The sequence below is a fragment of the Phyllobacterium sp. RCAM01083 genome (assembly GCF_055685835.1).
On sequence record NZ_JBVFZN010000005.1, the window covers coordinates 2,474,409 to 2,498,838 of the forward strand.

Consider the following 24,430-nt stretch of genomic DNA (forward strand, 5'->3'; position numbering starts at 1 on the left):
GTCATCATTGATATGCGATTGGATCAGCCGCGTTTTTTGCGCAGGCGGATGATGATGTCCACGTTGACGATTTCCATGCCTTCCGGTACCGGCGGAAGATGGCCGACCATGGCCGAGCCATCCGGAATATCGATCACCTGGTTCTCGCCTTCGACGAAAAAGTGATGGTGATCGGAAACGTTGGTATCGAAATAGGTTTTTGCGCCTTCGACGGCGAGGATGCGCAGCATGCCTGCCTGGGTGAACTGGTGCAGGGTATTGTAGACCGTCGCAAGGGAAACAGGCACATTGGCGCCGAGCGCCTCTTCATGCAGTTCTTCCGCCGAAAGATGACGATCGCCCTTGGCGAAGATCAGACTGGCAAGCGCTACACGCTGACGGGTGGGACGCAAACCCGCAAAGCGCAGGCGCTCTTGCAAGGGTACGTCGGCATCAATCTCATAAGAAATATGCATGGCCCGTCTGCCACTCCGTTAAATGATATCAAAAGTCTCACCATAGACTGTTGTCTATCGTGTTACATCATTGATATATGCCGTCTTGCGAAATCGATCAATAGGCCGCAATTCAGCCATTCCGTTAGGGATAAGCCAACAGACCGTTTTCAGCGAGAAACACTCTGTGATAGGGTCCGCCCGCGCAAAAGCGCCAGCATTGAAGCAATTGATGGGAGACAGAATGCCAGAACAGAAATCAAGCTACGGGTATGAAGAGCTCCTTGCTTGCGCCCGCGGAGAGATGTTCGGTCAGGGCAATGCCCAGTTGCCAGCGCCACCCATGCTGATGTTTGATCGCATTACCGAGATTTCCGAGACCGGCGGCGAAAACGGCAAGGGCTATATCCGTGCTGAATTCGACATCAAGCCGGACCTGTGGTTCTTCCCGTGTCACTTCATTGGCGATCCCGTCATGCCGGGCTGCCTCGGTCTCGACGCCATGTGGCAGCTGACCGGCTTTTATCTAGGCTGGCTCGGCGAGCCCGGCAAGGGCCGCGCGCTGTCGACCGGCGAGGTCAAGTTCACCGGCATGGTCACCCCGAAGACCAAGATTGTCGAGTATGGCATCGACTTCAAGCGCGTCATGCGCGGTCGTCTGGTGCTGGGCATTGCGGACGGCTGGCTAAAAGCCGACGGCGAAACTATCTATAAGGCAACCGACCTGCGGGTTGGCCTATTCAAGGAAAGCGCTGCCTGACCCTATCGGTCAGCGCAGCACCTTCAAGGAGATCGCAATGCGGCGAGTGGTTGTGACGGGGATGGGTATCGTGTCCTCTATCGGAAATAACGTGCAGGAGGTGCTGGAATCCCTGCGTGCAGCGAAATCGGGTATTGTCTTCGCGGAAGACTATGCAAAATACGGTTTCCGCAGTCAGGTGCACGGCGCTCCCACGCTTGATCCGGCAACGCTGGTCGACCGGCGCGCCATGCGCTTCCATGGCGGGGGAACCGCATGGAATCACGTGGCCATGGACCAGGCCATCGCCGATGCCGGTCTCGATGAAAGCCAGATTTCCAATGAGCGCACCGGTATCATCATGGGTTCCGGCGGTTCATCCACCCGCACCATCGTCGAAGCTGCCGACAAAACCCGCGAATCGGGTTCATCCAAGAAGGTCGGGCCGTTTGCTGTGCCGAAAGCCATGTCTTCGACCGCATCGGCAACGCTTGCCACCTGGTTCAAGATCAAGGGTGTCAACTATTCCATTTCATCGGCCTGCGCGACGTCCAATCACTGCGTCGGCAATGCCTTCGAGATGATCCAGTATGGCAAGCAGGACATGATGTTTGCCGGCGGCTGCGAAGATCTCGACTGGACGCTTTCCGTGCTTTTCGACGGCATGGGCGCCATGTCCTCCAAGTTCAACGACCGGCCTTCGGTTGCATCGCGCGCCTATGACAAGAACCGCGACGGTTTCGTCATCTCCGGCGGCGCAGGCGTGCTGGTTCTGGAAGAGCTGGAACACGCCAAGGCGCGCGGCGCCAAGATTTACGGCGAAATCGTCGGTTACGGCGTGACATCGGACGGTGCCGACATGGTTGCGCCAAGCGGTGAAGGCGCCGCCCGCTGCATGCGGATGGCCATCGAGAACGTGAAGGGCAAGGTGGATTACATCAATCCGCACGCCACATCGACACCGGTTGGCGATCTCAAGGAGATCGAAGCCATTCGCGAGGTGTTCGGCACGGCGGAAGCCGGCTGTCCGCCGATCTCGGCGACAAAATCACTGACCGGGCACTCGCAGGGTGCCACCGGCGTGCACGAATCGATCTATTCGCTTTTGATGATGAACCACAATTTCATCGCCGAGAGCGCCAATATTGAAGAACTCGATCCGGCATTCGAGGACATGCCTATTGTGCGCAAGCGGATCGACAATGCCAAACTGGATACGGTGCTGACCAATTCCTTCGGATTTGGTGGCACCAATGCAACGCTGGTGTTCCAGCGTTTCCAGGGTTGAGAGGGAAGAATATGGGTGAACTGATGAAAGGCAAACGCGGTCTCATTATGGGGGTCGCGAACAGCCATTCCATTGCCTGGGGCATTGCCAAGGAACTGGCCGACAACGGCGCTGAACTCGCCTTCACCTATCAGGGCGATGCCTTCGGCAAGCGTGTTGCACCGCTCGCGGAACAACTCGGCTCCAAGCTGCTGCTTCCCTGTGATGTCGAAGATATCGCAACCGTCGATGCCGTGTTCGAGACCCTGGAAAAGGAATGGGGCACGCTTGATTTCGTCGTGCATGCCATCGGCTTTTCCGACAAGTCGCAGCTCAAGGGCCGCTATGCCGATGTCACCACGCGCGACAATTTCAGCCGCACCATGGTGATATCAGCCTATTCCTTCACGGAAGTGGCGCAGCGTGCTTCGAAACTGATGACGAATGGCGGCTCCATCCTGACGCTGACCTATGGCGGCTCGACCCGCGTCATGCCGAACTACAACGTCATGGGCGTGGCCAAGGCTGCCCTTGAAGCCATGGTGCGCTATCTCGCCGCCGATTACGGCCCGGAAAGCATCCGCGTCAACGCGATCTCCGCCGGTCCGGTCCGCACGCTGGCTGGCGCCGGCATCGGCGATGCACGCGCCATGTTCTCCTACCAGAAGCGCAACGCGCCGCTGCGCCGCACCGTCGATATCGACGATGTCGGCCGCTCGGCACTCTATCTTCTCTCGGATATGTCGAGCGGCGTGACCGGCGAAATCCACTATGTGGATTCCGGCTACAACATCGTATCGATGCCAACGCTCGAAGAACTGAAGAAATCCGACGACGGCAAGGAATAAACCCTCCTGCCAGAATTGACAGCAGTCCCGTGAGACCAGGCTTGGTTTTGCGGGATTTTTGTTGAAAGTGGGCCTCCCTTTTTCGTCAGGAATGTCAGGAGACCCACCATGCGCCTCGTTGAAACGCTTATCTACAGCCTGCGCCCGGGGACAGGAGCCGAGTTCCACAAACTGGTGTGCGAGGAAAGCCTGCCCATACACCAGTCCATCGATATGGATGTGGTCGATTTCGGCCAATCGGAACATCACCCCGATGCCTATTTCCTCGTGCGCGCCTATGACAATCTCGACCACCTCAACGCTTCGCAGGAAGCGCTCTATTCCAGCGATACCTGGCGCAGGGGACCACGTCCCGCCATTTTGCAACGGATCGTCGTCAGCCTCAAATCCATGGCGTGGATGAGCGAGGCGGCCATCGAAGAAACGAGGCTGTGCGGTATCCGGCGGCGGCGATTGAACTGACTATTTTTTCGCTTCGATGATCTTGTAACCGGCGGTGTCCTCGATCGGCAGGACGGAACGGAACAGTGCCTTCAGGCCCGCCTCGTAGGGCATCTGGCGGTTGGCGACGAGCAGCAGTCTGCCGCCCGGCTTCAGCCGCTTGGCGGCAGCCGCAATGAAACCCTGCCCCATGGTCGGGTCGGCACTGCGTCCCGCATGGAATGGCGGGTTCATGACGATCGTGTCGTAAATCTCGGCGATGGCTTCGCCATTCACATCATGCCAGTGGAATGACAAAGGCAGCTCGGTTGCACCGGCAAGGTTCAGTTTTGCCGCTTCGAGTGCTTCAAAATCCGCCTCATAGACTGCCAGCGATTTCAGCTTTTCCGGATGCTTCAGGACTTCGCTGGCAAGATAGCCCCAACCGGCGCCGAAATCGGCGACATGGCCGCTGATGCGTCCCGCAAAATGCTTCACCAGCAGCGCGGATCCCTTGTCGATGGCCGTGTGGGAAAACATGCCGGGTGCGGTGGTAAAGCGCGCGTCGACCAGCGTCGGTTCAGCCACAAGCGCCTTCACCTGCACCTCGTCGAGAGCCTCGGGCCGGGTAAACCAGAAAGCCACCGCATGGTGCTTGGACAAGCGGTCGGTGACCGGCGCAAATTTCTCGACTGTCTTGCGGAAACTGTCGATACCAAGTTTCTTGTCGCCGCCCACCACGATCAGGCCGCCCGCTTCGACGTGGCGCAAAGCCTGCGCCAGCCATGCCTCATTGCGCCCACGATGCTTGCCAAGAAGGATCAGCGCGCCCTTGAAGCTTTCCCCGCCCTCAAGACGGGAAACCGCCTGGAAGCCCGCTTTTTGCAACGCGTTGTAATCCGGCCGGAACGGCTGGAGCGCTGTCAGCGCATCTTTCCACGCAGGATCGATATCGCGCTCCACCTCGGCGCCAAGGAACAGCCACGCGCTACCCGCATCTGGAACCGGCAGTATCCCGTCTTCAAAGGGCAGAAAGAGCGTCTTGAGTGCGCCGTTGGCCATGGCAATGTCCATCCATCAATAGGTCTGTCTGAAGCGGAATTGACTGGAATGGCAACTTTCCATGCCAATCGAACCCCGCCAAGAAAAAAGCGCGCCACGGGGGCGCGCTTTCATCACGTCAAAGCAAGAGGCTTATTCAGCGTCTTCTTCAGCCTGCTTCTTTTCCTGAACGATTTCCTTGCCGGTTTCCTGGTCGACAACCTTCATCGACAGGCGAACCTTGCCACGTTCGTCAAAGCCCATGAGCTTGACCCAGACCTTCTGGCCTTCCTTGACCACATCGGAGGTCTTGGCAACACGCTCGGAAGCGAGCTGGGAAATATGGACCAGACCATCGCGCGGACCGAAGAAATTGACGAATGCGCCGAAGTCTGCGGTCTTGACGACCGTGCCTTCGTAGATTTCGCCGACTTCAGGCTCAGCAACGATCGAATGAATCCACTTGCGGGCGGCTTCGATTTCCTTGGCAGAGGAGGACGCGATCTTGACCGTGCCATCGTCTTCGATGTTGATCTTCGCACCGGTCTTTTCGACGATTTCACGAATGACCTTGCCGCCAGAACCGATAACGTCACGGATCTTGTCGGTCGGGATGTTCATGACTTCGATGCGCGGTGCAAATTCGCCGAGTTCCGAACGGCCTTCGGTGATGGCCTTGGCCATTTCGCCGAGGATGTGCAGACGGCCGTCCTTGGCCTGACCCAGAGCAACCTTCATGATCTCTTCGGTGATACCGTCGATCTTGATGTCCATCTGCAGGGCAGTGATACCGCTTTCAGTACCGGCAACCTTGAAATCCATGTCGCCGAGATGATCTTCGTCGCCGAGGATGTCGGACAGAACAGCGAACTTCTCGCCTTCGAGAATCAGGCCCATGGCAATACCAGCAACCGGACGGAGCAACGGAACGCCGGCATCCATCAGGGCAAGCGATGTGCCGCAGACAGTCGCCATTGAGGACGAGCCGTTGGATTCGGTGATTTCCGAAACCGTGCGCAGCGTGTAGGGGAACTGTTCCTTGGCAGGCAGAACCGGATGGATAGCGCGCCAGGCGAGCTTGCCATGACCGATTTCACGACGGCCGGGCGACCCCATGCGACCTGTTTCACCGACCGAATAGGGCGGGAAATTGTAGTGAAGCATGAAGGTTTCTTTGTACATGCCGGTCAGCGAGTCGACATACTGTTCGTCTTCGCCGGTGCCGAGCGTTGCAACAACGATGGCCTGTGTTTCACCGCGGGTGAACAGGGCCGAACCGTGGGTGCGCGGCAGAAGGCCGACTTCCGATACGATCGGACGAACCGTCGAGAGGTCGCGGCCATCGATACGGCCGCCCGTGTCGAGGATGTTCCAGCGAACGATCTTCGCCTGAACCGACTTGAACACGGTTGCGATCTGTTCGGCGGAGAATTCCGGCTCTTCAACACCTTCCGGGAAGAAGTGTGCCTTGACCTTTGCCTTGGCCGCATCAACAGCGGCATAACGCTGCTGCTTGTCGGTGATCTTGTAGGCAGCGCGCAGATCGGCTTCGCAAACCTTGAGAACCGCAGCTTCGACAGCAGAAAGATCTTCTGCCTGGAAATCGCGTGGCTCTTTTGCAGCAACTTCAGCGAGCTTGATGATCGCGTCGATAACCGGCTGGAAGCTCTTGTGACCGAACATCACGGCGCCGAGCATGACGTCTTCAGCCAATTCCTTGGCTTCCGATTCAACCATCAGAACGGCTTCGCCTGTACCGGCAACAACGAGATCGAGGCTCGATTCAACCATTTCGTCGATGGTCGGGTTCAGCTTGTATTCGCCGCCGATGTAGCCGACGCGTGCGCCGCCGATCGGACCCATGAACGGAACACCGGACAGCGTCAGCGCTGCGGAAGCACCGATGAGCGAAATGATGTCAGGATTGTTTTCGAGATCGTGCTGGATAACCGTCAGAACAACCTGTGTGTCGTTCTTGTAGCCATCGGCAAAGAGCGGACGGATCGGACGGTCGATCAGGCGCGAAACCAGTGTTTCGTTTTCGCTCGGACGGCCTTCACGCTTGAAGTAGCCGCCTGGAATCTTGCCGGCCGCGTAGGTCTTTTCCTGGTAGTTTACGGTCAGCGGAAAGAAATCCTGACCTGGCTTTGGTTCCTTGGCGGAAACAACGGTGGCGAGAACGACGGTTTCGCCGTAGGTGGCGAGAACTGCGCCGTCAGCCTGGCGGGCAATCTTGCCCGTTTCCAGAATGAGCGGACGACCGCCCCATTCGATTTCAACTTTGTGTTGATTAAACATATCTTGTCCTTCAGTGGGGAAATACGCGCATCCCTTTGATGCAGCATGTTTCGCCCGTTTCGTTTCAGACCAATCACGGGCAAGACAACGTGCAACTCGTATGGCCGAGTTGCCTGCAATCCTGCCCCATGACCTGCCTCATGGTAGCGTTCATCCCTGTCGGGGATAAACAGAGACCGGCGGAGCGACTGAACGCACCCGCCGGTCCAATCCGTTAGCGGCGCAGGCCGAGCTTTTCGATCAGCGTCTGGTAGCGGCCTTCGTCTACACCCTTGAGATAGTCAAGGAGACTGCGGCGCGTCGAGACGAGCTTGAGAAGACCACGGCGGGAATGGTTATCCTTCTTGTGGTCCTTGAAGTGCTCGGTCAGGTTGACAATGCGCTCTGTCAGAACTGCAACCTGGACTTCCGGGGAACCGGTGTCGCCTGGCTTCGTTGCGTATTCAGAGATCAGTGCCTGCTTGCGTTCAGCGGTAATCGACATCGTATGTCCTTTCTTTTGAAGGGAAAACGGGATGCCCACGGCCGGGATGTCGTCCAGCGGGGGCCGGTTAAAGCGGCAGGCAAAGCCTGTCGCTGCGGGCCGTATAGTCGAAAATGTGACAAATTACCAGCCGCAAATGATTCGACCGCTTTTCAGCTGTCGAACCGGGGGCAAAACGGTCATATACATTTTGCCATCTTATATTAGACGGTAACTGCGGCATGAGCATGGCATGTCCCTGCCCGCCCCGATTCCGCCAATCCGCCTTTCCATACTGGTTGGCGGGCCAATGATCCGGAGTAAAATCATGAACACCATTCATCACGCCGCTGCCACGGGTTTTGCCGCTAAGGCCGACAGCTATGTCCTGGGCCGTCCGGACTATCCGCCAGCGCTCGATGCATGGCTGCGCGATGAACTGGATCTGGAACCCGGTAAGACCGTTGTCGATCTCGGCGCCGGAACCGGCAAGTTTACGCGCCGGCTCTTGACGACGGGCGCTGCGGTCATCGCCATTGAACCCGTTGCCGAAATGCTGCAAAAACTCACTGATGAACATCCCGAGATTTCGGCCAAATCAGGCACTGCCGAATCGATCCCTCTTGCCGATGCATCCGTGGACGCGGTCGTCTGCGCGCAGGCATTCCACTGGTTTGCCACCAAAGCCGCACTCACGGAAATCCACCGGGTGCTCAAACCCGGCGGCAGCCTGGGGCTGGTGTGGAACACGCGGGACGCGCGCATTCCCTGGGTGGCAAAACTCGCCGATATCTTTGCGCCCTACGAAGGCGACACGCCCCGGCACCATACCGGTGAGTGGAAAAAGCCTTTTCCGTTCAATGGCTTCAGCGCGTTGAGGGAACATCACTTTTCCAACAACCATACCGGTGCGCCAGAAGACGTCATCGTCAACCGGGTGCTGTCGACCAGCTTCATCGCCGCCCTGCCGCCGGAAAAACAGGAACGGGTTGCCGCCGACGTTCGCGCCCTTATCGCAAACGAACCGACGCTCGCCGGAAAAGCGGAGGTCACCCTGCCCTACGACACCGCAGCCTACAGTTGCATCAAGGAATGATATTCGCCAATAAGGACGAAGCGCCCGAGGAGCACAGCATGAATGACACACCGGCGATCCATCTGTTTTCCTATGGAACCCTGCAGCAGGAGGGTGTCCAGCTGTCTTCCTTCGGCCGCCTTCTGCAAGGCACGCCGGATGCGATGCCCGGTTTCAGGAAATCGATGATCGAAATCACCGATCCCGATGTCATCCGTGCCAGCGGCAGCAATTTCCATCCCATCGTCGTGCCAAGCGGCGATTCCGGCGACGAGGTCGCGGGGACGGTTTTCAAGATCACGGCGAGTGAACTCGCCGCGGCGGACGCCTACGAAGTGTCCGACTACAAGCGCATCGAAGTGCGCTTGAAATCAGGAATCGATGCCTGGGTTTACGTGAAAGCTTAAGCGGTGAAAACGCGCTTGGGCTTGAACTGACCCTGCTCGATGAAGCCGATGGCAAGAAGCTTGCCCTTGCTCGTTACACAGGCTTCGTCAGCCTCAACCGGCGCGTCGCGGCCGCGCAGGATGACCGGGTTGCCCATGCGGATGCGGTGCGCCTGATCGTCGGAGAGGGCGACCTGCGGCAGGCTTTCCAGCGCCGCGCCGGTATCGATCAGGAATGCATCCATCACCGAGAAACGCGCCTCGATGGCTTCGTAGGAACGGTCCTCGCCTTCCTCACCCTCGGCAGGTGCCGGCGGGTGGGCCGCTTCCAGTTCTTCGAGCGTGACGAAATCCTGTTCGTCAAAGGGAGCAACTTCAATGCGGCGCAGATCGGAGATATGACCATAACAACCGAGATCCCGCCCCATGTCCCGGGCGAGTGAGCGGACATAGGTGCCCTTGCCGCATTCGACTTCGAAAATCGCGGTGGATGCGTCGGGCTGTTCGATCAGTTCGAGCCGGTCGATTTCGACTTCGCGTGAAGGGATTTCCACGTCTTCACCGCCGCGTGCCAAATCATAGGCGCGCTCGCCGGCAATCTTGATGGCGGAGAATTTTGGCGGAATCTGCTGAATCACACCGGTATATCTGGCAAGAATGGCCTTGATCGATGCCTCGTCCGGACGATGCTCCGACGTGACCGTGATCTCGCCTTCCATGTCGTCGGTGGTGCGTTCAGCACCCCACGTGACCGTGAAGCGGTAAATCTTGGTTCCGTCCATCACATAGGGGACGGTCTTCGTCGCTTCGCCCAGCGCGATCGGCAGCATGCCGGATGCGAGGGGGTCGAGCGTGCCGGCATGTCCGGCTTTTTCAGCCTTGAACAGCCACTTGATCTTGGAGACTGCTTCGGTCGAGCCCATGCCCTTCGGCTTGTCAAAGATCAGCCAGCCGGATACGGGCCGGCCTTTTTTCTTGCGCTGTCTCGACATTCAATTGTTTCCGTTGCCGTCAGGGCCATGTCCCGGCACATCGCCGGGGTTGGGATCGTCATGATCATCATCGTGGTCGTGATGATCATCGAGATCGCGGGTCACCTCGGGCTTGCGCAGCAGCGCATCGATCTTGGCGTAGTTGTCAAAGCTCGAGTCGATGCGGAACCGGAATTCCGGCATGTACTTCATCTGCTTCAGATAGGCCGCTGCTCGGCCGCGGATGAATTTTGCATGCTGGTTCAGCGCGGCAATCACCGCATCGCTGTCTTTCGCGCCAATGGGCGAGACAAAGCAGGTGGCGATCTTGAGATCCGGCGACATGCGCACTTCAGAAATGGCGACAACGGCGTTTTCCAGCGTGTCATCACGCACGTCGCCGCGCTGAAGCACCTGAGAAACGGCGTGACGCACCTGCTCACTGACGCGCAGCTGGCGTTGCGAGGGGCCGGACGATGAGGCAAAACGAGACATATTTATCGTATCCCAAGATACAGGAGATCGCCGGTTTTTGTTCCGGCGATCCTGTTATCGATGATTTAAACGCTGCCCTTGCAGGGGCTTGGCGTCAAAGTGTGCGGGTAATGTGTTCGACGCGGAACGCTTCGATCGTATCGCCTGCGCGAATATCGTCATAGTTCTCGAACGCCATACCGCATTCCTGACCCGCAGGCACTTCGGACACTTCGTCCTTGAAGCGCTTGAGCGTCTTGAGCTTGCCTTCGTGAATGACAACGTTGTCGCGGATAAGGCGTACGCCCGCACCACGTTCGACCTTGCCTTCCGTGACACGGCAACCGGCAACCTTGCCGACCTTGGTAATGTTGAAGACCTCGAGGATCTCCGCATTGCCGAGGAAGGTTTCGCGGCGTTCCGGCGACAGCAGGCCGGACATGGCTGCCTTCACGTCATCCACCAGATCGTAGATGATGTTGTAGTAGCGGATCTCGATACCTTCACGTTCGGCCAGGTCACGCGCCTGCTTGTTGGCACGCACGTTGAAGCCGATGATCGCAGCATTGGAGGCTTCGGCAAGAGCAATATCGCTCTCGGTGATGCCGCCGGCACCCGAATGGATGATGCGTGCGCGAACTTCGTCGGTTCCGAGCTTGTCCAGCGCACCGGCAATGGCTTCGATGGAACCCTGCACGTCGCCCTTGATGAGCAGCGGGAATTCCTTCAGGCCGGTGACCTGCAACTGGCTCATCATCTGTTCGAGCGAGCCGCGCGAGCCAGCCTGACGTGCCACTGCCTTTTCACGGGCAAGACGCGTGCGGTATTCGGAAATCTCGCGGGCCTTGGCTTCGTTTTCCACCACGGCAAAGCGATCGCCAGCCTGTGGCGGACCCTGAAGACCCAGAACTTCGACCGGCGTTGCCGGACCGACTTCCTTGACCGTTTCACCGCGATCATTGACGAGGGCGCGGACACGGCCCCATTCGCTGCCGGCAACGATGATGTCGCCCGGACGCAATGTACCCTTCTGGACGAGAACGGTCGCAACCGAACCACGACCGCGGTCGAGCTTGGCTTCGATGACCACACCTTCGGCCGTCCGTGAAGGATCGGCTTTCAGGTCGAGAATTTCAGCCTGGAGCAGGATCGTTTCGAGCAGCTTGTCGAGACCGGCACCGGTTTTCGCCGACACTTCCACGTCGAGCGTTTCACCGCCCATCGATTCCACGAAGACTTCGTGCTGCAACAGGCCATTGCGGACCTTCTGCGGATCGGCGGACGGCTTGTCGATCTTGTTGATCGCCACGATGATCGGAACACCCGCTGCCTTGGCATGGTTGATCGATTCAATCGTCTGCGGCATCACGCTGTCGTCGGCGGCAACCACAAGGATAGCGATATCCGTTGCCTGTGCACCGCGTGCGCGCATCGCTGTAAAGGCGGCGTGGCCGGGCGTATCGATGAACGTGATCTTGTGACCGTTCTGCTCGACCTGGTAGGCGCCGATGTGCTGGGTGATGCCACCGGCTTCACCGGACACCACGTTGGCCTTGCGGATGGCGTCGAGCAGCGACGTCTTGCCGTGGTCGACGTGACCCATGATCGTGACAACAGGCGGACGGGATTCGAACGCACCTTCGTCGTCCTGCACGTTGAAGATACCTTCTTCAACGTCGGATTCCGCAACGCGGCGAACCGTATGACCGAATTCTTCGGCAATCAGCTGAGCCGTATCGGCGTCGATCAGATCGCCCGGCTTCATCATCTGGCCTTCCTTCATCAGGAATTTGATGACGTCAACCGAACGCTCGGCCATACGCTGTGCAAGTTCCTGAATGGTGATGGTCTCCGGCAGAATGACTTCGCGCGCGATTTTCTCGCGGGTGTCCTGCTGCATGCCACGCTTGAACTTTTCCTGGCGGCGGCGCATCGCGGACAGCGAACGGCTGCGGCCTTCATCGTTCAGCGCCGTGCCCAGAGTGAGCTTGCCGCGACGACGCTCGTCTTCGCCCTTGACGACCTTGGGTGTGCGCACTTCCGGCTTGGCCGGAGCGGCACTGCTGCCACGGCGGGCACCCGCAGGACCACGGCGTTCTTCTTCCTCGTCAGCGACCGGCTTGCGGACGGCACCCTTCGGCGCAGCGGTATCTTCGGCCGCTTTCGCGGTTTCAGGCTGGCGCTTGCGGGCTTCCTCTTCCGAACGCTGCTTGGCTTCGGCTTCCTTGCGCAGGCGCTCTTCTTCTTCGGCCTGGCGGCGGGCGGATTCTTCACGCTCCTTGGCGCGCAAAGCATCTTCCTCCGCACGGCGGGCAGCTTCGACAGCCGCACGCGCACGATCTTCCGCATCACGAACTTTTGAACCCTCGAGTGCCTTGCGGCGGGCTTCAAGCTCGGCGGACGACAATGTGTTCAGCACCATGCCCGAACGGTCGTTCGGACGCGATGAACGGTAGGGCTGCTGGGCAGGCCGCTGCGAATGCGCCGGAGCAGCGGGACGCGCGCTCGCGGATGCAGAAGCAGCTGACGTGCTTGGCGCAGGAGCCGCCGGACGCGGCGCTGGCGCAGGAGCAGCACTTGATGTCGTCGCCTGCACGGGTGCAGGGGCCGGCTGGGGAGCCGCCGGGCGCACAACCGGTGCAGAAGGAGCAGGTGCCGCAGAGGCCGGCGCCGGTGTTGCCGGTGCAGGCGCAGCAGGCGGCGTTACCTCAGGCTTCTGATCCGGAAGGCTAAACTTGCGCTTCTTGGTTTCAACGACAACAGACTTCGTGCGGCCATGACTGAAATTCTGACGCACAGTACTCTGTTCAACGCCAGGCCGCTTCAGGGTCAGGGTCTTTTTATTGACGCCAAGCGTCTTGTCGTCTGTCGATTTTGTATCGCTCATTCCGTTTCCGTTTCCTTCGCGGCAGATGCCGCTTTAGCGTCGGCCAGATCCGTACGGCCATCGCGAAAATGCTGTAGCAGCCAAGCTCGCTCGACGAACCCGGCAGCTGCCTTCCCCTTGAGTACGGCAGCATGTATCACATTTACCCCGCCTAGTGCCAAATCCATTTCACTGCTTTCAAACAATGAAAGGGCGGGAATTTCCGGTCCGCCGGCATAAACTACCGAACGGCGGGCCTGGTCAAGCTTGCGGATGCCATCTTCCGCTGCTTCACGGGCATGAAGAACCATCGCTGCGGTGCCGTTGCGGATAGCTGAGTCCACTTTTGCGGCCCCTGTTACCACAACACCGGCCTTGCGCGCCAACCCAAAACTGCCAAGCGCGAATTTTACCAGCATCTGCTCAACAACCAACCCGAAATCGTCCGGGACAGTCACATTGGTTTTCAATGCGCGCGGGAAGAGCTTTCGCTTGACCGCTTCATCAATATAACGCCGCTGGGCCTTCACCCAACACCCCCGCCCGGGAAGATTGCGCTTCAAATCAGCGACAACCGCCCCGTCCGGGCTTGCGACGAACCGGATCATGTCATCGACAGAACCGCCTTCGCGCGTGACAATGCATGTCCTGTCATTCATTTCCGGTTCCACGTACAAAGGCCTCTCGCTCTTAGCCAGCGACCTCTTCGTCCGGCACTTCATCCGTCTCAACAGCAACCAGATCGTCTTCGGTGATCCAGCCAGCCTTGAGGCGCGCTGTCAGAACCATCTGCTCCGCATCGGTACGGCTGACTTCGAAAGCCGAGAGAATGCCGGGATGGTTGATTGTCTCACCATCCTTGCGCTCACGCCAGCCGGTCAGTTCATCCACAGCATAACCGGCGAAATCTTCAATCGTCTTGACGCCGTCTTCGCCGACAGCAACCAGAATGGCATTCGTCATGCCAGGCAGATCGCGCAGTTCGTCCGAAACACCCAGCTCCTTGCGGCGGGCATCGCGTTCAGCTTCGATGCGGCCGAGATATTCCTGGGCGCGCTGCTGGATTTCGCTTGCCGTCTCCTCATCGAAACCATCGATGGAGGAAATTTCATCGCCATCCACATAGGCGATTTCCTCGACGCTGGCAAAACCTTCCGATGCAAGAACCTGACCGACCATCTCGTCGACATCAAGCGCTTCCATGAACAGGTTGGAGCGTTCGACGAATTCCTTCTGGCGGCGTTCCGACTCTTCCTGCTCGGTGAGGATATCGATATCCCAGCCGGTCAGTTGCGATGCAAGGCGCACATTCTGGCCGCGACGACCGATTGCCAGGGATAGCTGGTCATCCGGAACCACAACTTCAATACGTTCCGCATCTTCATCAAGCACAACCTTGGCGACTTCCGCCGGCTGCAGCGCGTTGACGATGAAGGACGCCGGTTCAGGCGACCACGGAATGATGTCGATCTTTTCACCCTGGAGTTCACCGACAACCGCCTGAACGCGCGAGCCGCGCATACCAACGCAGGCGCCGACAGGATCGATCGAGGAATCGCGCGAAATCACGGCAATCTTGGCGCGCGAGCCGGGATCACGGGCAACCGACTTGATTTCGATGATGCCGTCGTAAATCTCAGGCACTTCCATGGTGAACAGCTTCGCCATGAACTGCGGATGGGTGCGGCTCAGGAAAATCTGCGGGCCGCGCTGTTCGCGGCGCACGTCATAGACATAGGCGCGAACACGGTCACCGTAGCGGAATGTCTCGCGCGGGATCAGTTCGTCGCGGCGGACGATGGCTTCACCACGGCCGAGATCGACGATCACATTGCCGTATTCGACGCGCTTGACGCTGCCGTTGATGATTTCGCCGACACGATCCTTGTATTCGTCATACTGGCGGTCACGCTCGGCTTCACGCACCTTCTGCACGATAACCTGCTTGGCGGACTGGGCGGCAATACGGCCGAAATCCATCGGCGGCAGCTGATCGGCAAGGAAATCGCCGGGCTGCGCATCGGGATTGCGGTCGCGCGCGGCATCCATGCTGATCTGCGTCACCGGATCTTCAACATCTTCGACAACTTCCAGCAGGCGCTGCAGCTTGATCTCGCCGGTCTTGGCATTGATATCGGCGCGGATATTGGTTTCCTGACCGTAACGCGAACGCGCGGCCTTCTGAATGGCATCGGCCATTGCCGCAATGACGATCTCGCGGTCAATCGACTTCTCGCGGGCCACCGCATCGGCGATCTGCAGAAGTTCTAGCCTGTTTGCACTGACTGCCATGTCTTTCTCCTTGAAGTTCCCCTTGGGGGTTCATCGCACCGCTTCTCCCGCGGCGTATGAAGATCAATCCTGTTTTGTCTGTTCCCGCTCAGCGGATTCGGCGTCGTCAGGCGCTACGGCGCCCTCCTCGGGAATCCGGCCTTCGCGTAAGTCCTTGTCGCGGCGCAAGGCATCGCGAATAAGATCGTCCGTCAAAATGAGCCGTGCATCCGAGATCAGCTCGAATGGCACCTCGATCACCGGCTCATCACCATAACTCGCCTGATCGCTTTCTATCGTGACACTGCCGTCGGTAACGGCAGCGATGCGGCCGCGAAATTTCTTGCGCCCGCTCAGAACCGCAGAAGTATCAACCTTGACGACATGACCGGACCACGTGTTGAAATCCGACTTGCGCACCAGCGGGCGATCGATACCCGGCGACGATACTTCCAAGTGGTAATGACGGTCGATTGGGTCTTCCACATCAAGAACCGGCGACATCGTCCGGCTGACCAGTTCGCAATCCTCGACGGTCATGGTGCCGTCGAAGCGTTCGGTCATGATCTGCAAGGTCAGGCCGTTCAGTCCGGAAAGCCGAACACGCACAAGGCGGAAACCAATGGATTCCAGCACTGGCTCGATAATACCGGCAATACGGGCATCGACGCCCGTCTCGGTGATAATGCGCTCTTCATGCGCGGTTGTTTCAACCGCTTGGTGTTCTGTTTTGGTGCCGTCTGTCACGCAGAATTTTCCCTGTTTCGGCCCCAAGAAACAAAAAAGAGCGGGACCTGTGTGGACCCACCCCTGTTCTATCGACCAAGAATATGACTTCTATATATCGAAATGAGGGGAGAGTTTCAAGCTCTGTGACGAATTTCTGCGCGGCTGCAGCCGTTCTGCGATTTCAGCGCCGCATGCAGCCGCACATACCGCTTCCCGCCTGGCAAGAGCCGGCCGTTCAACCTGCGATATGCCGAGCTGGTCAAAAATCATCCAGACAAACGGATTCAGGCTTTTATAAGGGCTGAAAATGCCGAATTCATGCTGCCGCAATGCATTTTCGCATGGCTGCCGTGCGCTGCAGGACCTAACCCTTTCGAGTTAACTCGCCTATCTATGCTGCATCGCAACATAACTGCGAAAGGAATGAGCCATGACCAAGAGACATATGCCTTACAAGATCAGCCGCTTTCTCAACGTATTCGGCAGTGCCGTTGCTGTTGCTTCTGCAACACGCCTCGGTCATCAGCCGGTCCCGTCGGATCTGCGCAATCTCGGCATTGACCCTGTTCAGTTCAGCACAATCCACCGGAACTAATCGATAGAACCGGTGGACCGGGCTGATCGCTGATCAGTCTTCGTTTGCGGCAAGCTGCGACAGCACCTTGCCTTTGCCCCGTGCCCGCAAGATCAGTGGCACGACCACGGCACAGACCGCCAACACCAGCAGAATGATCGCAATGGGCGACCCGACCAGCACGGTAATGTCGCCCTGGCTGATCGCCAGCGCACGGCGCAGTTGCTGCTCGGCCATCGGCCCGAGGATCAGGCCGACCACAACCGGCGCGATCGGATAACCGAACCGGCGCAGAATATACCCCATGACACCGAATGCCAGCAGCATGCCAAGCTCGAATGTCGACGGGTTGGCACCGATGGTGCCAAGCGTGGCAAACACGAGAATGCCGGCATAGAGCCAGTGCCTCGGGATGGACAGCAAGCGCACCCAGAGCCCGATCATCGGCAGATTCAGCACCAGCAGCATGAAATTGGCCACGAGAAGACTGGCAATCAATCCCCAGACAATTTGCGGATTGGTGGCGAACAGCAACGGTCCGGGCTGCAGACCGAACTGCTGGAAACCGGCCAGCATGATCGCTGCGGTTGCCGTCGTCGGCAGCCCAAGCGTCAGCAGCGGGACCAGTGTTCCGGCAGCCGATGCATTGTTGGCGGCTTCCGGGCCTGCCACACCTTCAATGGCGCCATGGCCAAATTCCTCCGGCTTCTTCGCCAGCTGCTTCTCCACCGAATAGGACAGGAATGTACCGATCTCGGCGCCGCCTGCCGGCATGGCGCCGATGGGAAAACCGATGATCGTGCCACGCAACCATGGTTTCCATGACCGCGACCAGTCTTCCCTGTTCATCCACACCGATCCCTTGACCGGCTCGATCTTTTCATCCCCGCCGTAGCGGGCAGCCGCGACACTGAGGGTCTCGCCGATTGCAAACAGGGCAACAGCAAGAGTGGTGACTTCCACACCATCCAGAAGGTCGGGAATACCGAAAGCCAGACGCGCCTGCCCGGTCTGGAGGTCGATACCAACCAATCCGAGGGCAAGGCCGAGAAAAAGCGCAGTGAGACCGCGCAGGGTTGAATCGCCGAAGGCGGCGGATACGGTCATGAACGCCAGGATCATCAGGGCAAAATATTCGGCCGGACCGAACGACAGGGCAAATTTGACGATTGTAGGCGCAATCAGTGCAAGCCCAAGCGTTGCGATCAGGCCGGCAACGAAGGAACCGATGGCGGCCGTTGCCAGCGCAGGCCCTCCACGGCCGGCGCGGGCCATCTTGTTGCCCTCCAGCGCCGTGACGATGGAAGCGCTTTCCCCAGGCGTGTTCAAAAGGATCGATGTGGTCGAGCCCCCATACATGCCGCCATAGTAAATGCCGGCAAACATGATGAGTGATCCCGCGGGGTCAAGCTTGTAGGTGACCGGCAAAAGCAGCGCCACCGTCAGCGCCGGCCCGATGCCGGGCAGAACGCCGACAGCGGTACCGAGCGTGACACCGACGAGCGCGTAAAACAGGTTCATCGGCTCCAGCGCGACCAGAAAGCCGTGGGCGAGGAGTGTAAATGTATCCATGGCTGTGATGCCTTTTAAATGAGGTGCTCAAGCGGCCCGGCAGGAAGCGACAATTGCAGCCCCTTGGCGAAAATGATCCAGACGACGAAAGAAAGGGCGATCCCGATCGGAATGGTCATCCACAGCGGCCTTTTGCCAAAACCGCGGGCTGTCGCCGCAAACAATATGCCGGTTGCAATGGAAAAGCCGACCGTGTTCAGGAGCAGCATCTGCGCGGCAAGCCCGCCGACAATCCAGATGACAGGGCCAAATTCCTGCGCCTCGCGCTCGGGAAAATCCCCGCGCCAGGCTTCAATGCCGGTCCAGACGGACAACACGAAAAGGCAGCCGGATATGGTGTAGGGAAATGCGCCGGGGCCGATGCGCGTGGTGCTTCCGCCGTGGGCGGTCGCGGTGCTGTAGACAATGACAGCCGCAACCACGGCGAGAACGACGGCTATGACAAGCGCCGCCCGGTCGGGGCGGCGCGTTGCGGATGCAGACACGTTGTTTGTCATTTTACAAGGCCGATATCTTTCAGGATTGCCGATGTAGCTTCGGTATCTTTCGCCAACTGCGTCTTGAACGCATCACCTGCAAGATAGGTGTCTGCCCAACCCTTGGTGGCAAGCTGATCCTGCCACGCCTTCGACTTCACCATCTTCTCGACATCGGCGCTGATCACAGCTTCCTGTTCTTTGGAAATGCCGGGGGCCGCAGCAACCATGCGCCAGTTCTGGATGGCCACATCAATGCCGCCCTCCTTGAACGTCGGTGCATCGACGCCTGCTACCTTCGCATCGCTGGAAATGCCGATAATGCGCAGCGTACCAGCCTTGATCTGCGATTCGAATTCACCATAACCGGAAATGCCCACCGTCACCTGATTGCCGAGAATAGCAGCCAGCGCTTCGCCGCCGCCAGAGAAAGCGATATAATTGACCTTGGTCGGGTCAACACCCGCTGCCTTGGCGATCAGGCCCGCCGTGATGTGGTCCGTACCGCCAGCCGAGCCGCCGCCCCACGACACCGAACCTGGATCGGACTTCAGCTTTTCCACGAGATCGGCCATGTTCTTGATGGGCGATGCGGCGGGGACAACCAGCGCTTCGAATTCGCCGGTCAGCCGGGCAATGGGGGTAACCTGGCTGAGATTGACCGGCGACGCATTGGTCAGGATGGCGCCGACCATGACATATCCGCCGACGATCAGCTGAGCCGGATCACCTTTCGCCGAATTGGCAAACTGGGCAAGACCAATGGTGCCGCCAGCGCCCGGAACATTGACCACCTGAACGCTTCCGGAAATCTTCTCATCCTGTAGCACGGACTGGATGGTGCGGGCGGTCTGGTCCCAGCCACCGCCGGGGGCAGCCGGTGCCATGATCTTGTAATCGGCAGCAAAGGCCGAACCCGACACAATCATCGCGCCGGCAGCAGCGAAAGCAAGCAACATTTTACGCATTGTAGAAATCCTCCCGTGACAGCATTTCGCCGTCTGTTTTTGCTGGATCTTTGAAGAAGCCGGGAGGCGGTAACAGTCAAAGTCGTGAACTGACGCTAAGCCGCGCAGTTCAACGTACACCAATAAACTATAGGACAGCCTCCCAGCGGTCTCCTCATGCTCAGATTGACAGGAGAAAACTGTCTGGAAGCTGTCACGTATTGGGGAAGACCGGCCAATATCGGCCGGATCGGCAAATCAGCGGCGTGAAAAAGTCAGGTAGGCACCGACACGCCCTTCGCGATGCGCTTTCTGCTCATAGCGGGTGCTGGGCCAGGCCTCATAGGGCGTGTGCCAGTCGGCGGATGTCTCAGCCTGCCACGCGAACGCCCCATGAGCGCGGCAATGCTGCAATGTCCAGTTGACGTAAGTATCGATATCCGATGCAAAACGGAACGGGCTGCCCGGCTTCAACACCCGGGCAAAACGGTCAAGGTTCTTCTGGCTGACGAAACGGCGCTTCCAATGTTTCTTTTTCGGCCAAGGATCCGGATAAAACAGATCGATACCGTCAAGCGATGCGTCCGGCAGCCAGTCCAGGACCTGCGTTGCATCGTCATCGTACAGGCGGATGTTCTGCAGGGGATTTTCGTGCAGATCGACAACCAGCTTTGCCATGCTGTTGACGAAAGGCTCGACACCGATAAAGCCGGACTTGGGAAAACGGGCAGCTTCATGCAGCAAATGTTCGCCGCCGCCAAAGCCGATTTCGAGCCGAACCTTGTCGACCTCCGCAGTAAAAAGACTGCGAAGGTCGCCGGGTGCAGGTTCCGACAGATCCAGTTTCAGCAGCGGCAGCAACTCGTCGCGGATGGAGCGTTGCAGGGGCCGCAGTGTCTTGCCATTGCGTCTGCCGAAAAACGCTTCCGTTGAGCGCTCGCGCCTGGGCTCTTCTGTATCTGTCATCATCTTCAATCAAACTGGCTGCTTACGCAGCCAGTGCACTCTTCAACTGCTTGGCCAGATCGGTCTTTTCCCAGGAGAACGAACCGTCACGACCGGGCTTGCGGCCGAAATGGCCATAGGCGGATGTCTTGGCGTAGATCGGCTTGTTCAGGTCAAGATGCTTGCGGATGCCTGTCGGCGACAGGTCCATGACCTTGCGCAGGGCAGCTTCCACGGCATCCTCGTTCACCTTGCCGGTGCCGTGCAGGTCAACATAGACCGACAGAGGCTGGGCTACGCCGATGGCATAGGACAGCTGGATCGTGCAGCGATCGGCAAAGCCGGCGGCGACAACATTCTTGGCGAGATAGCGTGCCGCATAGGCAGCCGAGCGATCAACCTTGGTGGTGTCCTTACCGGAGAAAGCACCGCCGCCATGGGGCGCCGCACCGCCATAGGTGTCCACGATGATCTTGCGGCCTGTCAGCCCTGCGTCACCATCCGGTCCGCCGATGACGAACTTGCCGGTCGGGTTGATGTACCAGACGCAATTGTCGGCAATCTTGAGATCGCCCAGCGCTTCACGGATGTAGGGTTCAACGACCTTGCGAACCTTCTTGGAATCCCAGCTTGCATCCAGATGCTGTGTCGAAAGAACGATCTGCGTCGCTTCCGCCGCTACGCCATCGACGTAACGAACCGTCACCTGGCTCTTGGCATCGGGGCCAAGCCGGCCAGCCTCGCCCTCGCCCTTGTGGCGGGCAGCGGCGAGAAGCTCGAGAATCTTGTGCGAATAATAGATCGGAGCCGGCATCAGGTCCGGTGTTTCCCGGCAGGCATAGCCGAACATGATGCCCTGGTCGCCTGCACCCTCTTCACCCTGACGGTCAGACGCATTGTCGACGCCCTGCGCGATGTCGGCCGACTGCGGATGGAGCAGCACGTCAATCTTTGCAGTCTTCCAGCTGAAGCCATCCTGCTCATAGCCGATATCGCGGATCGCACGGCGGGCGGCAGCGCGGAAGCGGGAGGGATTGATGACCGGATGCCCCTTGGCGTCATGAACAACGGCGCCGTTCTTGTCCTTCTTGAGCAGCGTGTCGGGGACACGCACTTCACCGGCAATAACAACCCGGTTGGTCGTTGCCAAGGTTTCACAGGCAATACGCACAGTCCACGGATCAACACCCGTTTTCTTTGCTTCCTTATAAATCATGTCGACGATTTCATCGGAAATACGGTCGCAAACCTTATCTGGATGACCTTCCGATACAGACTCACTGGTAAAAAGATAGGAACTGCGTGTCACGGGAAACCCCTCTTGAAACAAACGTACGCCCATTCCACAGGGAACGAGCCTGCGTAGTGTTTGCCAAGGTCCAAGGATTCAGTCAATCGCTTTCGTTTTCAAACAAACAGCATTGGAAGAATTTTTCTACTGTTTGAACGGAAAGATCGGCAGGCTAACGGGAATCTATCCTTCGGGATCTTCTTCGTGACTCAATGTCCGCACCAGATCGAGGATTTTCCGGCGAATCTTCGGGTCGCCGATCTTGGCGAAGGCACGCGCAAGCTGTATCCCCTCGGAGCTGTTGAGAAAGCCCACAACGTATGTGTTGTCACTTTCCTCCTCGAAACCCTGCACCTTTTCCGGCTGGTCGGGCATATCATCAAAGAAAAACGTGACGGGTACGTTGAGAACGTTGCCAATCGCTTGCAGACGGCTGGCACCTACCCGGTTGACACCCTTCTCGTATTTTTGAATTTGCTGAAATGTAATTCCCAGGCTATCGCCTAGTCTTTCCTGGCTGAGGCCAACCATGTTCCGGCGCAGACGGATTCGGGCGCCCACGTGGACGTCAACTGGGTTCGGTCGCTTTTTATTATCGGGCATGAAAATCTCATTCGTATGAAATGGGGCTGAAAACTAATTTTATCATCAATGTATCAACAGACCAAATATAACGGTATTCGACAGGGCAAAGGTAAAAAAGTCAACCGAGACGCCTTCTATCCCGATAAAAATACGCCAGTACGGCAGCAAAAAGCAGACCGAGTACAATCAGAAATTGAAATCTGCGTAAGCCTTCACTTAATGGTAGTTGAACCCTACCGGGAAGCGCCACATCGACCACACCCACTGCATTCAATGCCAGGGCATCGATGATTCGACCGTAGGGATCGACAACCGCTGATAGTCCATTGTTGGCGGCGCGGACAAGCGGCAAACCCTGCTCGACCGCGCGCAATTGCGCCTGGCGGAAGTGCTGATACGGACCTGGCGTATCGCCATACCATGCATCATTGGTCACATTGATGATCGCGTCGGCCGCCGGCCCCTGATACCCCATTTCAGCCGGAAAGATCGCTTCATAGCAGATGAGCGGCAAAGCGGTGAGATTATCGCTCACCTTGAGCGACTGCTTGGAGGCGCCTGCGGTAAACCCGCCAGGCATTCCAGCAATTTCGTTCAAACCCAGGCTGCGCAGAATGCCTTCGAGCGGCAGATATTCGCCGAACGGAACCAGATGCACCTTGTCGGCAGCACCGGTAATCTCACCGGCATCATTGATGCTGTAGATCGTGTTGTAATATAGCGGCGGCTGATTGCCTCCCGGCTCCTCCATCCGCACGGCCCCGGCGAGCAGGACTTGCCCCTCTTTCAGCATTCCGGCAATGGCCCGCAACGCGTCGGGTGTTCTCGTCAGGATATAGGGGACCGCTGTTTCCGGCCAGACAATCACGTCGGGTGCCGGGGCACCGGATCGGGGCGGCTTGCCGCTCATGGCGAGATATTTATCAAGAATATCGCGGCGCGCTTCCACGTCAAACTTCAGATCCTGCGCGATCGACGGCTGAACGATACGAACATTGGGGCCTTTTGCGACAAGGCTGGCTGTCTGCAGCCTGTAAAACCCGTAACCCGCATGGGCGCACACCAGGATCAGCGCGACAACCAGGCCCGTTCTGATATCCCGGCGGCCAGCAAGCAGGGCAGGCATGGAAAACACCGCGACGGCCAGCGCATTCATGCTCAGGAGGCCGACAAAAACCGATGACTGCATGAGAACGGGAACCGGCATCGCCGCATAGCCGATCGCATTCCAGGGGAAACCGGTGAGCACAATGGAACGCAGCCACTCGGTAATACCGAAGGCAAACGCCAGCGACAGAACACGGCCCATCCCTTCACTCCAGAACAGTCGGGCCAGCGCTGCGGCAAAAGCGTAGAAAACGGCGAGAACGGCCGGCAGTCCAAGCACGGCAAGCGGAATTGCCCAGGCAAAGCCGGCAGCGTCCACCAGCAGTGCATTCCCCAGCCACCAGAGGCCAAAGACGAAATAGCCGAAACCAAACCACCAGCCAATCATGGCAGCCGGCCAAAGCCTGCGGAGAGGCCCGGCACCCGCATTGTCAACGGCACCGTCAATCAGCCAGACAAGAACCGGAAAGGAGATGAAGCAGACGGCAAAAAAATCATAGGGCGGCAGCGCGAAACTGGCCAGCGCACCCATGAGAAATGCCAGCGCAACACGCTTCCATCCCCACAGCAGGATGATTTTTCCGGCCAGACGCTGGATCATGCCATGCCCCACCCTCGGTGATTTTTCGTCAGTATAAGCGGGTGAGACTT

Annotated in this window: 24 protein-coding genes; 7 read left to right on the plus strand and 17 right to left on the minus strand. The window is 58.4% G+C overall.

What is annotated here, in order from left to right; translation table 11 throughout:
* Positions 1 to 23: 23 nt before the first annotated feature.
* On the minus strand, positions 24 to 455 hold the full coding sequence (gene irrA, locus ACZ25R_RS18965; RefSeq protein WP_105736688.1) for an iron response transcriptional regulator IrrA: 432 nt from the start codon (positions 453 to 455) through the stop codon (positions 24 to 26).
* Positions 456 to 678: 223 nt separating this feature from the next.
* Here irrA and fabA point away from each other — a divergent pair, with 223 nt between their 5' ends.
* From fabA to ACZ25R_RS18985, 4 genes are all read left to right on the plus strand, one after another.
* Positions 679 to 1,194: a 3-hydroxyacyl-[acyl-carrier-protein] dehydratase FabA gene (fabA, locus tag ACZ25R_RS18970; protein ID WP_105736690.1), complete on the plus strand. Its 516-nt coding sequence runs from the start codon at positions 679 to 681 to the stop codon at positions 1,192 to 1,194.
* A 37-nt stretch (positions 1,195 to 1,231) separates the two neighbouring features.
* On the plus strand, positions 1,232 to 2,461 hold the full coding sequence (fabB, locus tag ACZ25R_RS18975) for a beta-ketoacyl-ACP synthase I (RefSeq protein ID WP_105736691.1): 1,230 nt from the start codon (positions 1,232 to 1,234) through the stop codon (positions 2,459 to 2,461).
* 11 nt (positions 2,462 to 2,472) lie between these two features.
* On the plus strand, positions 2,473 to 3,288 hold the full coding sequence (gene fabI, locus ACZ25R_RS18980; RefSeq protein ID WP_223612046.1) for an enoyl-ACP reductase FabI: 816 nt from the start codon (positions 2,473 to 2,475) through the stop codon (positions 3,286 to 3,288).
* A 108-nt stretch (positions 3,289 to 3,396) separates the two neighbouring features.
* Positions 3,397 to 3,750 carry a hypothetical protein gene (locus ACZ25R_RS18985; RefSeq protein ID WP_223612048.1) on the plus strand — a complete coding sequence of 118 codons (354 nt, stop codon included), beginning with the start codon at positions 3,397 to 3,399 and terminating at the stop codon, positions 3,748 to 3,750.
* Here ACZ25R_RS18985 and ACZ25R_RS18990 read toward each other — a convergent pair whose 3' ends face one another.
* From ACZ25R_RS18990 to rpsO, 3 genes are all read right to left on the minus strand, one after another.
* Positions 3,751 to 4,770, minus strand: a complete 1,020-nt coding sequence (locus ACZ25R_RS18990) for a class I SAM-dependent methyltransferase (protein ID WP_472461882.1) — start codon at positions 4,768 to 4,770, stop codon at positions 3,751 to 3,753. It abuts the gene before it with no gap.
* 132 nt (positions 4,771 to 4,902) lie between these two features.
* The gene (gene pnp, locus ACZ25R_RS18995) at positions 4,903 to 7,047 is read right to left on the minus strand and encodes a polyribonucleotide nucleotidyltransferase (protein ID WP_464662519.1); all 2,145 of its coding nucleotides are present in this window, start codon (positions 7,045 to 7,047) and stop codon (positions 4,903 to 4,905) included.
* A 214-nt stretch (positions 7,048 to 7,261) separates the two neighbouring features.
* The gene (rpsO, locus tag ACZ25R_RS19000; protein WP_105736700.1) at positions 7,262 to 7,531 is read right to left on the minus strand and encodes a 30S ribosomal protein S15; all 270 of its coding nucleotides are present in this window, start codon (positions 7,529 to 7,531) and stop codon (positions 7,262 to 7,264) included.
* A 307-nt stretch (positions 7,532 to 7,838) separates the two neighbouring features.
* Between rpsO and ACZ25R_RS19005 the strand changes: the two genes are divergently transcribed.
* Together ACZ25R_RS19005 and ACZ25R_RS19010 are read left to right on the plus strand one after the other, a co-directional pair.
* Complete coding sequence (locus ACZ25R_RS19005; protein WP_472461883.1) at positions 7,839 to 8,606, plus strand: class I SAM-dependent methyltransferase; 768 nt, start codon at positions 7,839 to 7,841, stop codon at positions 8,604 to 8,606.
* Between the two features lie 38 nt (positions 8,607 to 8,644).
* Complete coding sequence (locus tag ACZ25R_RS19010) at positions 8,645 to 8,992, plus strand: gamma-glutamylcyclotransferase family protein (RefSeq protein ID WP_472461884.1); 348 nt, start codon at positions 8,645 to 8,647, stop codon at positions 8,990 to 8,992.
* On the opposite strand, the gene truB is transcribed toward ACZ25R_RS19010, so the two are convergent.
* The 6 genes from truB to rimP all read right to left on the minus strand — a co-directional run bounded on the left by truB (position 8,989) and on the right by rimP (position 16,300).
* Entirely contained in the window at positions 8,989 to 9,963 is a 975-nt protein-coding gene (gene truB, locus ACZ25R_RS19015) for a tRNA pseudouridine(55) synthase TruB (RefSeq protein ID WP_223612057.1), read from the minus strand. The genes ACZ25R_RS19010 and truB overlap by 4 nt on opposite strands.
* The gene (rbfA, locus tag ACZ25R_RS19020; RefSeq protein ID WP_223612059.1) at positions 9,964 to 10,437 is read right to left on the minus strand and encodes a 30S ribosome-binding factor RbfA; all 474 of its coding nucleotides are present in this window, start codon (positions 10,435 to 10,437) and stop codon (positions 9,964 to 9,966) included.
* Positions 10,438 to 10,531: 94 nt separating this feature from the next.
* A complete protein-coding gene (gene infB, locus ACZ25R_RS19025; RefSeq protein WP_464662510.1) occupies positions 10,532 to 13,303 on the minus strand; it encodes a translation initiation factor IF-2 in 2,772 nt (923 codons plus the stop codon).
* Positions 13,300 to 13,941: an RNA-binding protein gene (locus tag ACZ25R_RS19030; protein WP_374042649.1), complete on the minus strand. Its 642-nt coding sequence runs from the start codon at positions 13,939 to 13,941 to the stop codon at positions 13,300 to 13,302. The genes infB and ACZ25R_RS19030 overlap by 4 nt, the downstream gene beginning before the upstream one ends.
* A 31-nt stretch (positions 13,942 to 13,972) precedes the next feature.
* Entirely contained in the window at positions 13,973 to 15,574 is a 1,602-nt protein-coding gene (gene nusA, locus ACZ25R_RS19035; RefSeq protein WP_464662508.1) for a transcription termination factor NusA, read from the minus strand.
* Positions 15,575 to 15,637: 63 nt separating this feature from the next.
* Positions 15,638 to 16,300, minus strand: coding sequence for a ribosome maturation factor RimP (rimP, locus tag ACZ25R_RS19040; protein WP_472461885.1), 663 nt, complete (start codon positions 16,298 to 16,300; stop codon positions 15,638 to 15,640).
* 412 nt (positions 16,301 to 16,712) lie between these two features.
* On the opposite strand from rimP, the gene ACZ25R_RS19045 reads away from it, so the two are divergent.
* Positions 16,713 to 16,877: a hypothetical protein gene (locus ACZ25R_RS19045; RefSeq protein WP_165401755.1), complete on the plus strand. Its 165-nt coding sequence runs from the start codon at positions 16,713 to 16,715 to the stop codon at positions 16,875 to 16,877.
* A gap of 33 nt (positions 16,878 to 16,910) precedes the next feature.
* On the opposite strand, the gene ACZ25R_RS19050 is transcribed toward ACZ25R_RS19045, so the two are convergent.
* The 7 genes from ACZ25R_RS19050 to lnt form a co-directional block, all read right to left on the minus strand.
* Positions 16,911 to 18,428: a tripartite tricarboxylate transporter permease gene (locus tag ACZ25R_RS19050; protein WP_472461886.1), complete on the minus strand. Its 1,518-nt coding sequence runs from the start codon at positions 18,426 to 18,428 to the stop codon at positions 16,911 to 16,913.
* A gap of 14 nt (positions 18,429 to 18,442) precedes the next feature.
* Entirely contained in the window at positions 18,443 to 18,925 is a 483-nt protein-coding gene (locus ACZ25R_RS19055) for a tripartite tricarboxylate transporter TctB family protein (RefSeq protein WP_472461887.1), read from the minus strand.
* Entirely contained in the window at positions 18,922 to 19,872 is a 951-nt protein-coding gene (locus ACZ25R_RS19060; RefSeq protein ID WP_288191782.1) for a Bug family tripartite tricarboxylate transporter substrate binding protein, read from the minus strand. Before ACZ25R_RS19060 ends, ACZ25R_RS19055 begins: the two co-directional genes overlap by 4 nt.
* A gap of 237 nt (positions 19,873 to 20,109) precedes the next feature.
* A complete protein-coding gene (gene trmB, locus ACZ25R_RS19065) occupies positions 20,110 to 20,817 on the minus strand; it encodes a tRNA (guanine(46)-N(7))-methyltransferase TrmB (RefSeq protein WP_472461888.1) in 708 nt (235 codons plus the stop codon).
* Positions 20,818 to 20,839: 22 nt separating this feature from the next.
* Positions 20,840 to 22,105: a methionine adenosyltransferase gene (gene metK / locus ACZ25R_RS19070; protein WP_199537979.1), complete on the minus strand. Its 1,266-nt coding sequence runs from the start codon at positions 22,103 to 22,105 to the stop codon at positions 20,840 to 20,842.
* Positions 22,106 to 22,270: 165 nt separating this feature from the next.
* Entirely contained in the window at positions 22,271 to 22,690 is a 420-nt protein-coding gene (locus ACZ25R_RS19075; RefSeq protein ID WP_223612073.1) for a helix-turn-helix domain-containing protein, read from the minus strand.
* Between the two features lie 100 nt (positions 22,691 to 22,790).
* Positions 22,791 to 24,380 carry an apolipoprotein N-acyltransferase gene (gene lnt, locus ACZ25R_RS19080; RefSeq protein WP_472461889.1) on the minus strand — a complete coding sequence of 530 codons (1,590 nt, stop codon included), beginning with the start codon at positions 24,378 to 24,380 and terminating at the stop codon, positions 22,791 to 22,793.
* Positions 24,381 to 24,430: the final 50 nt, after the last annotated feature.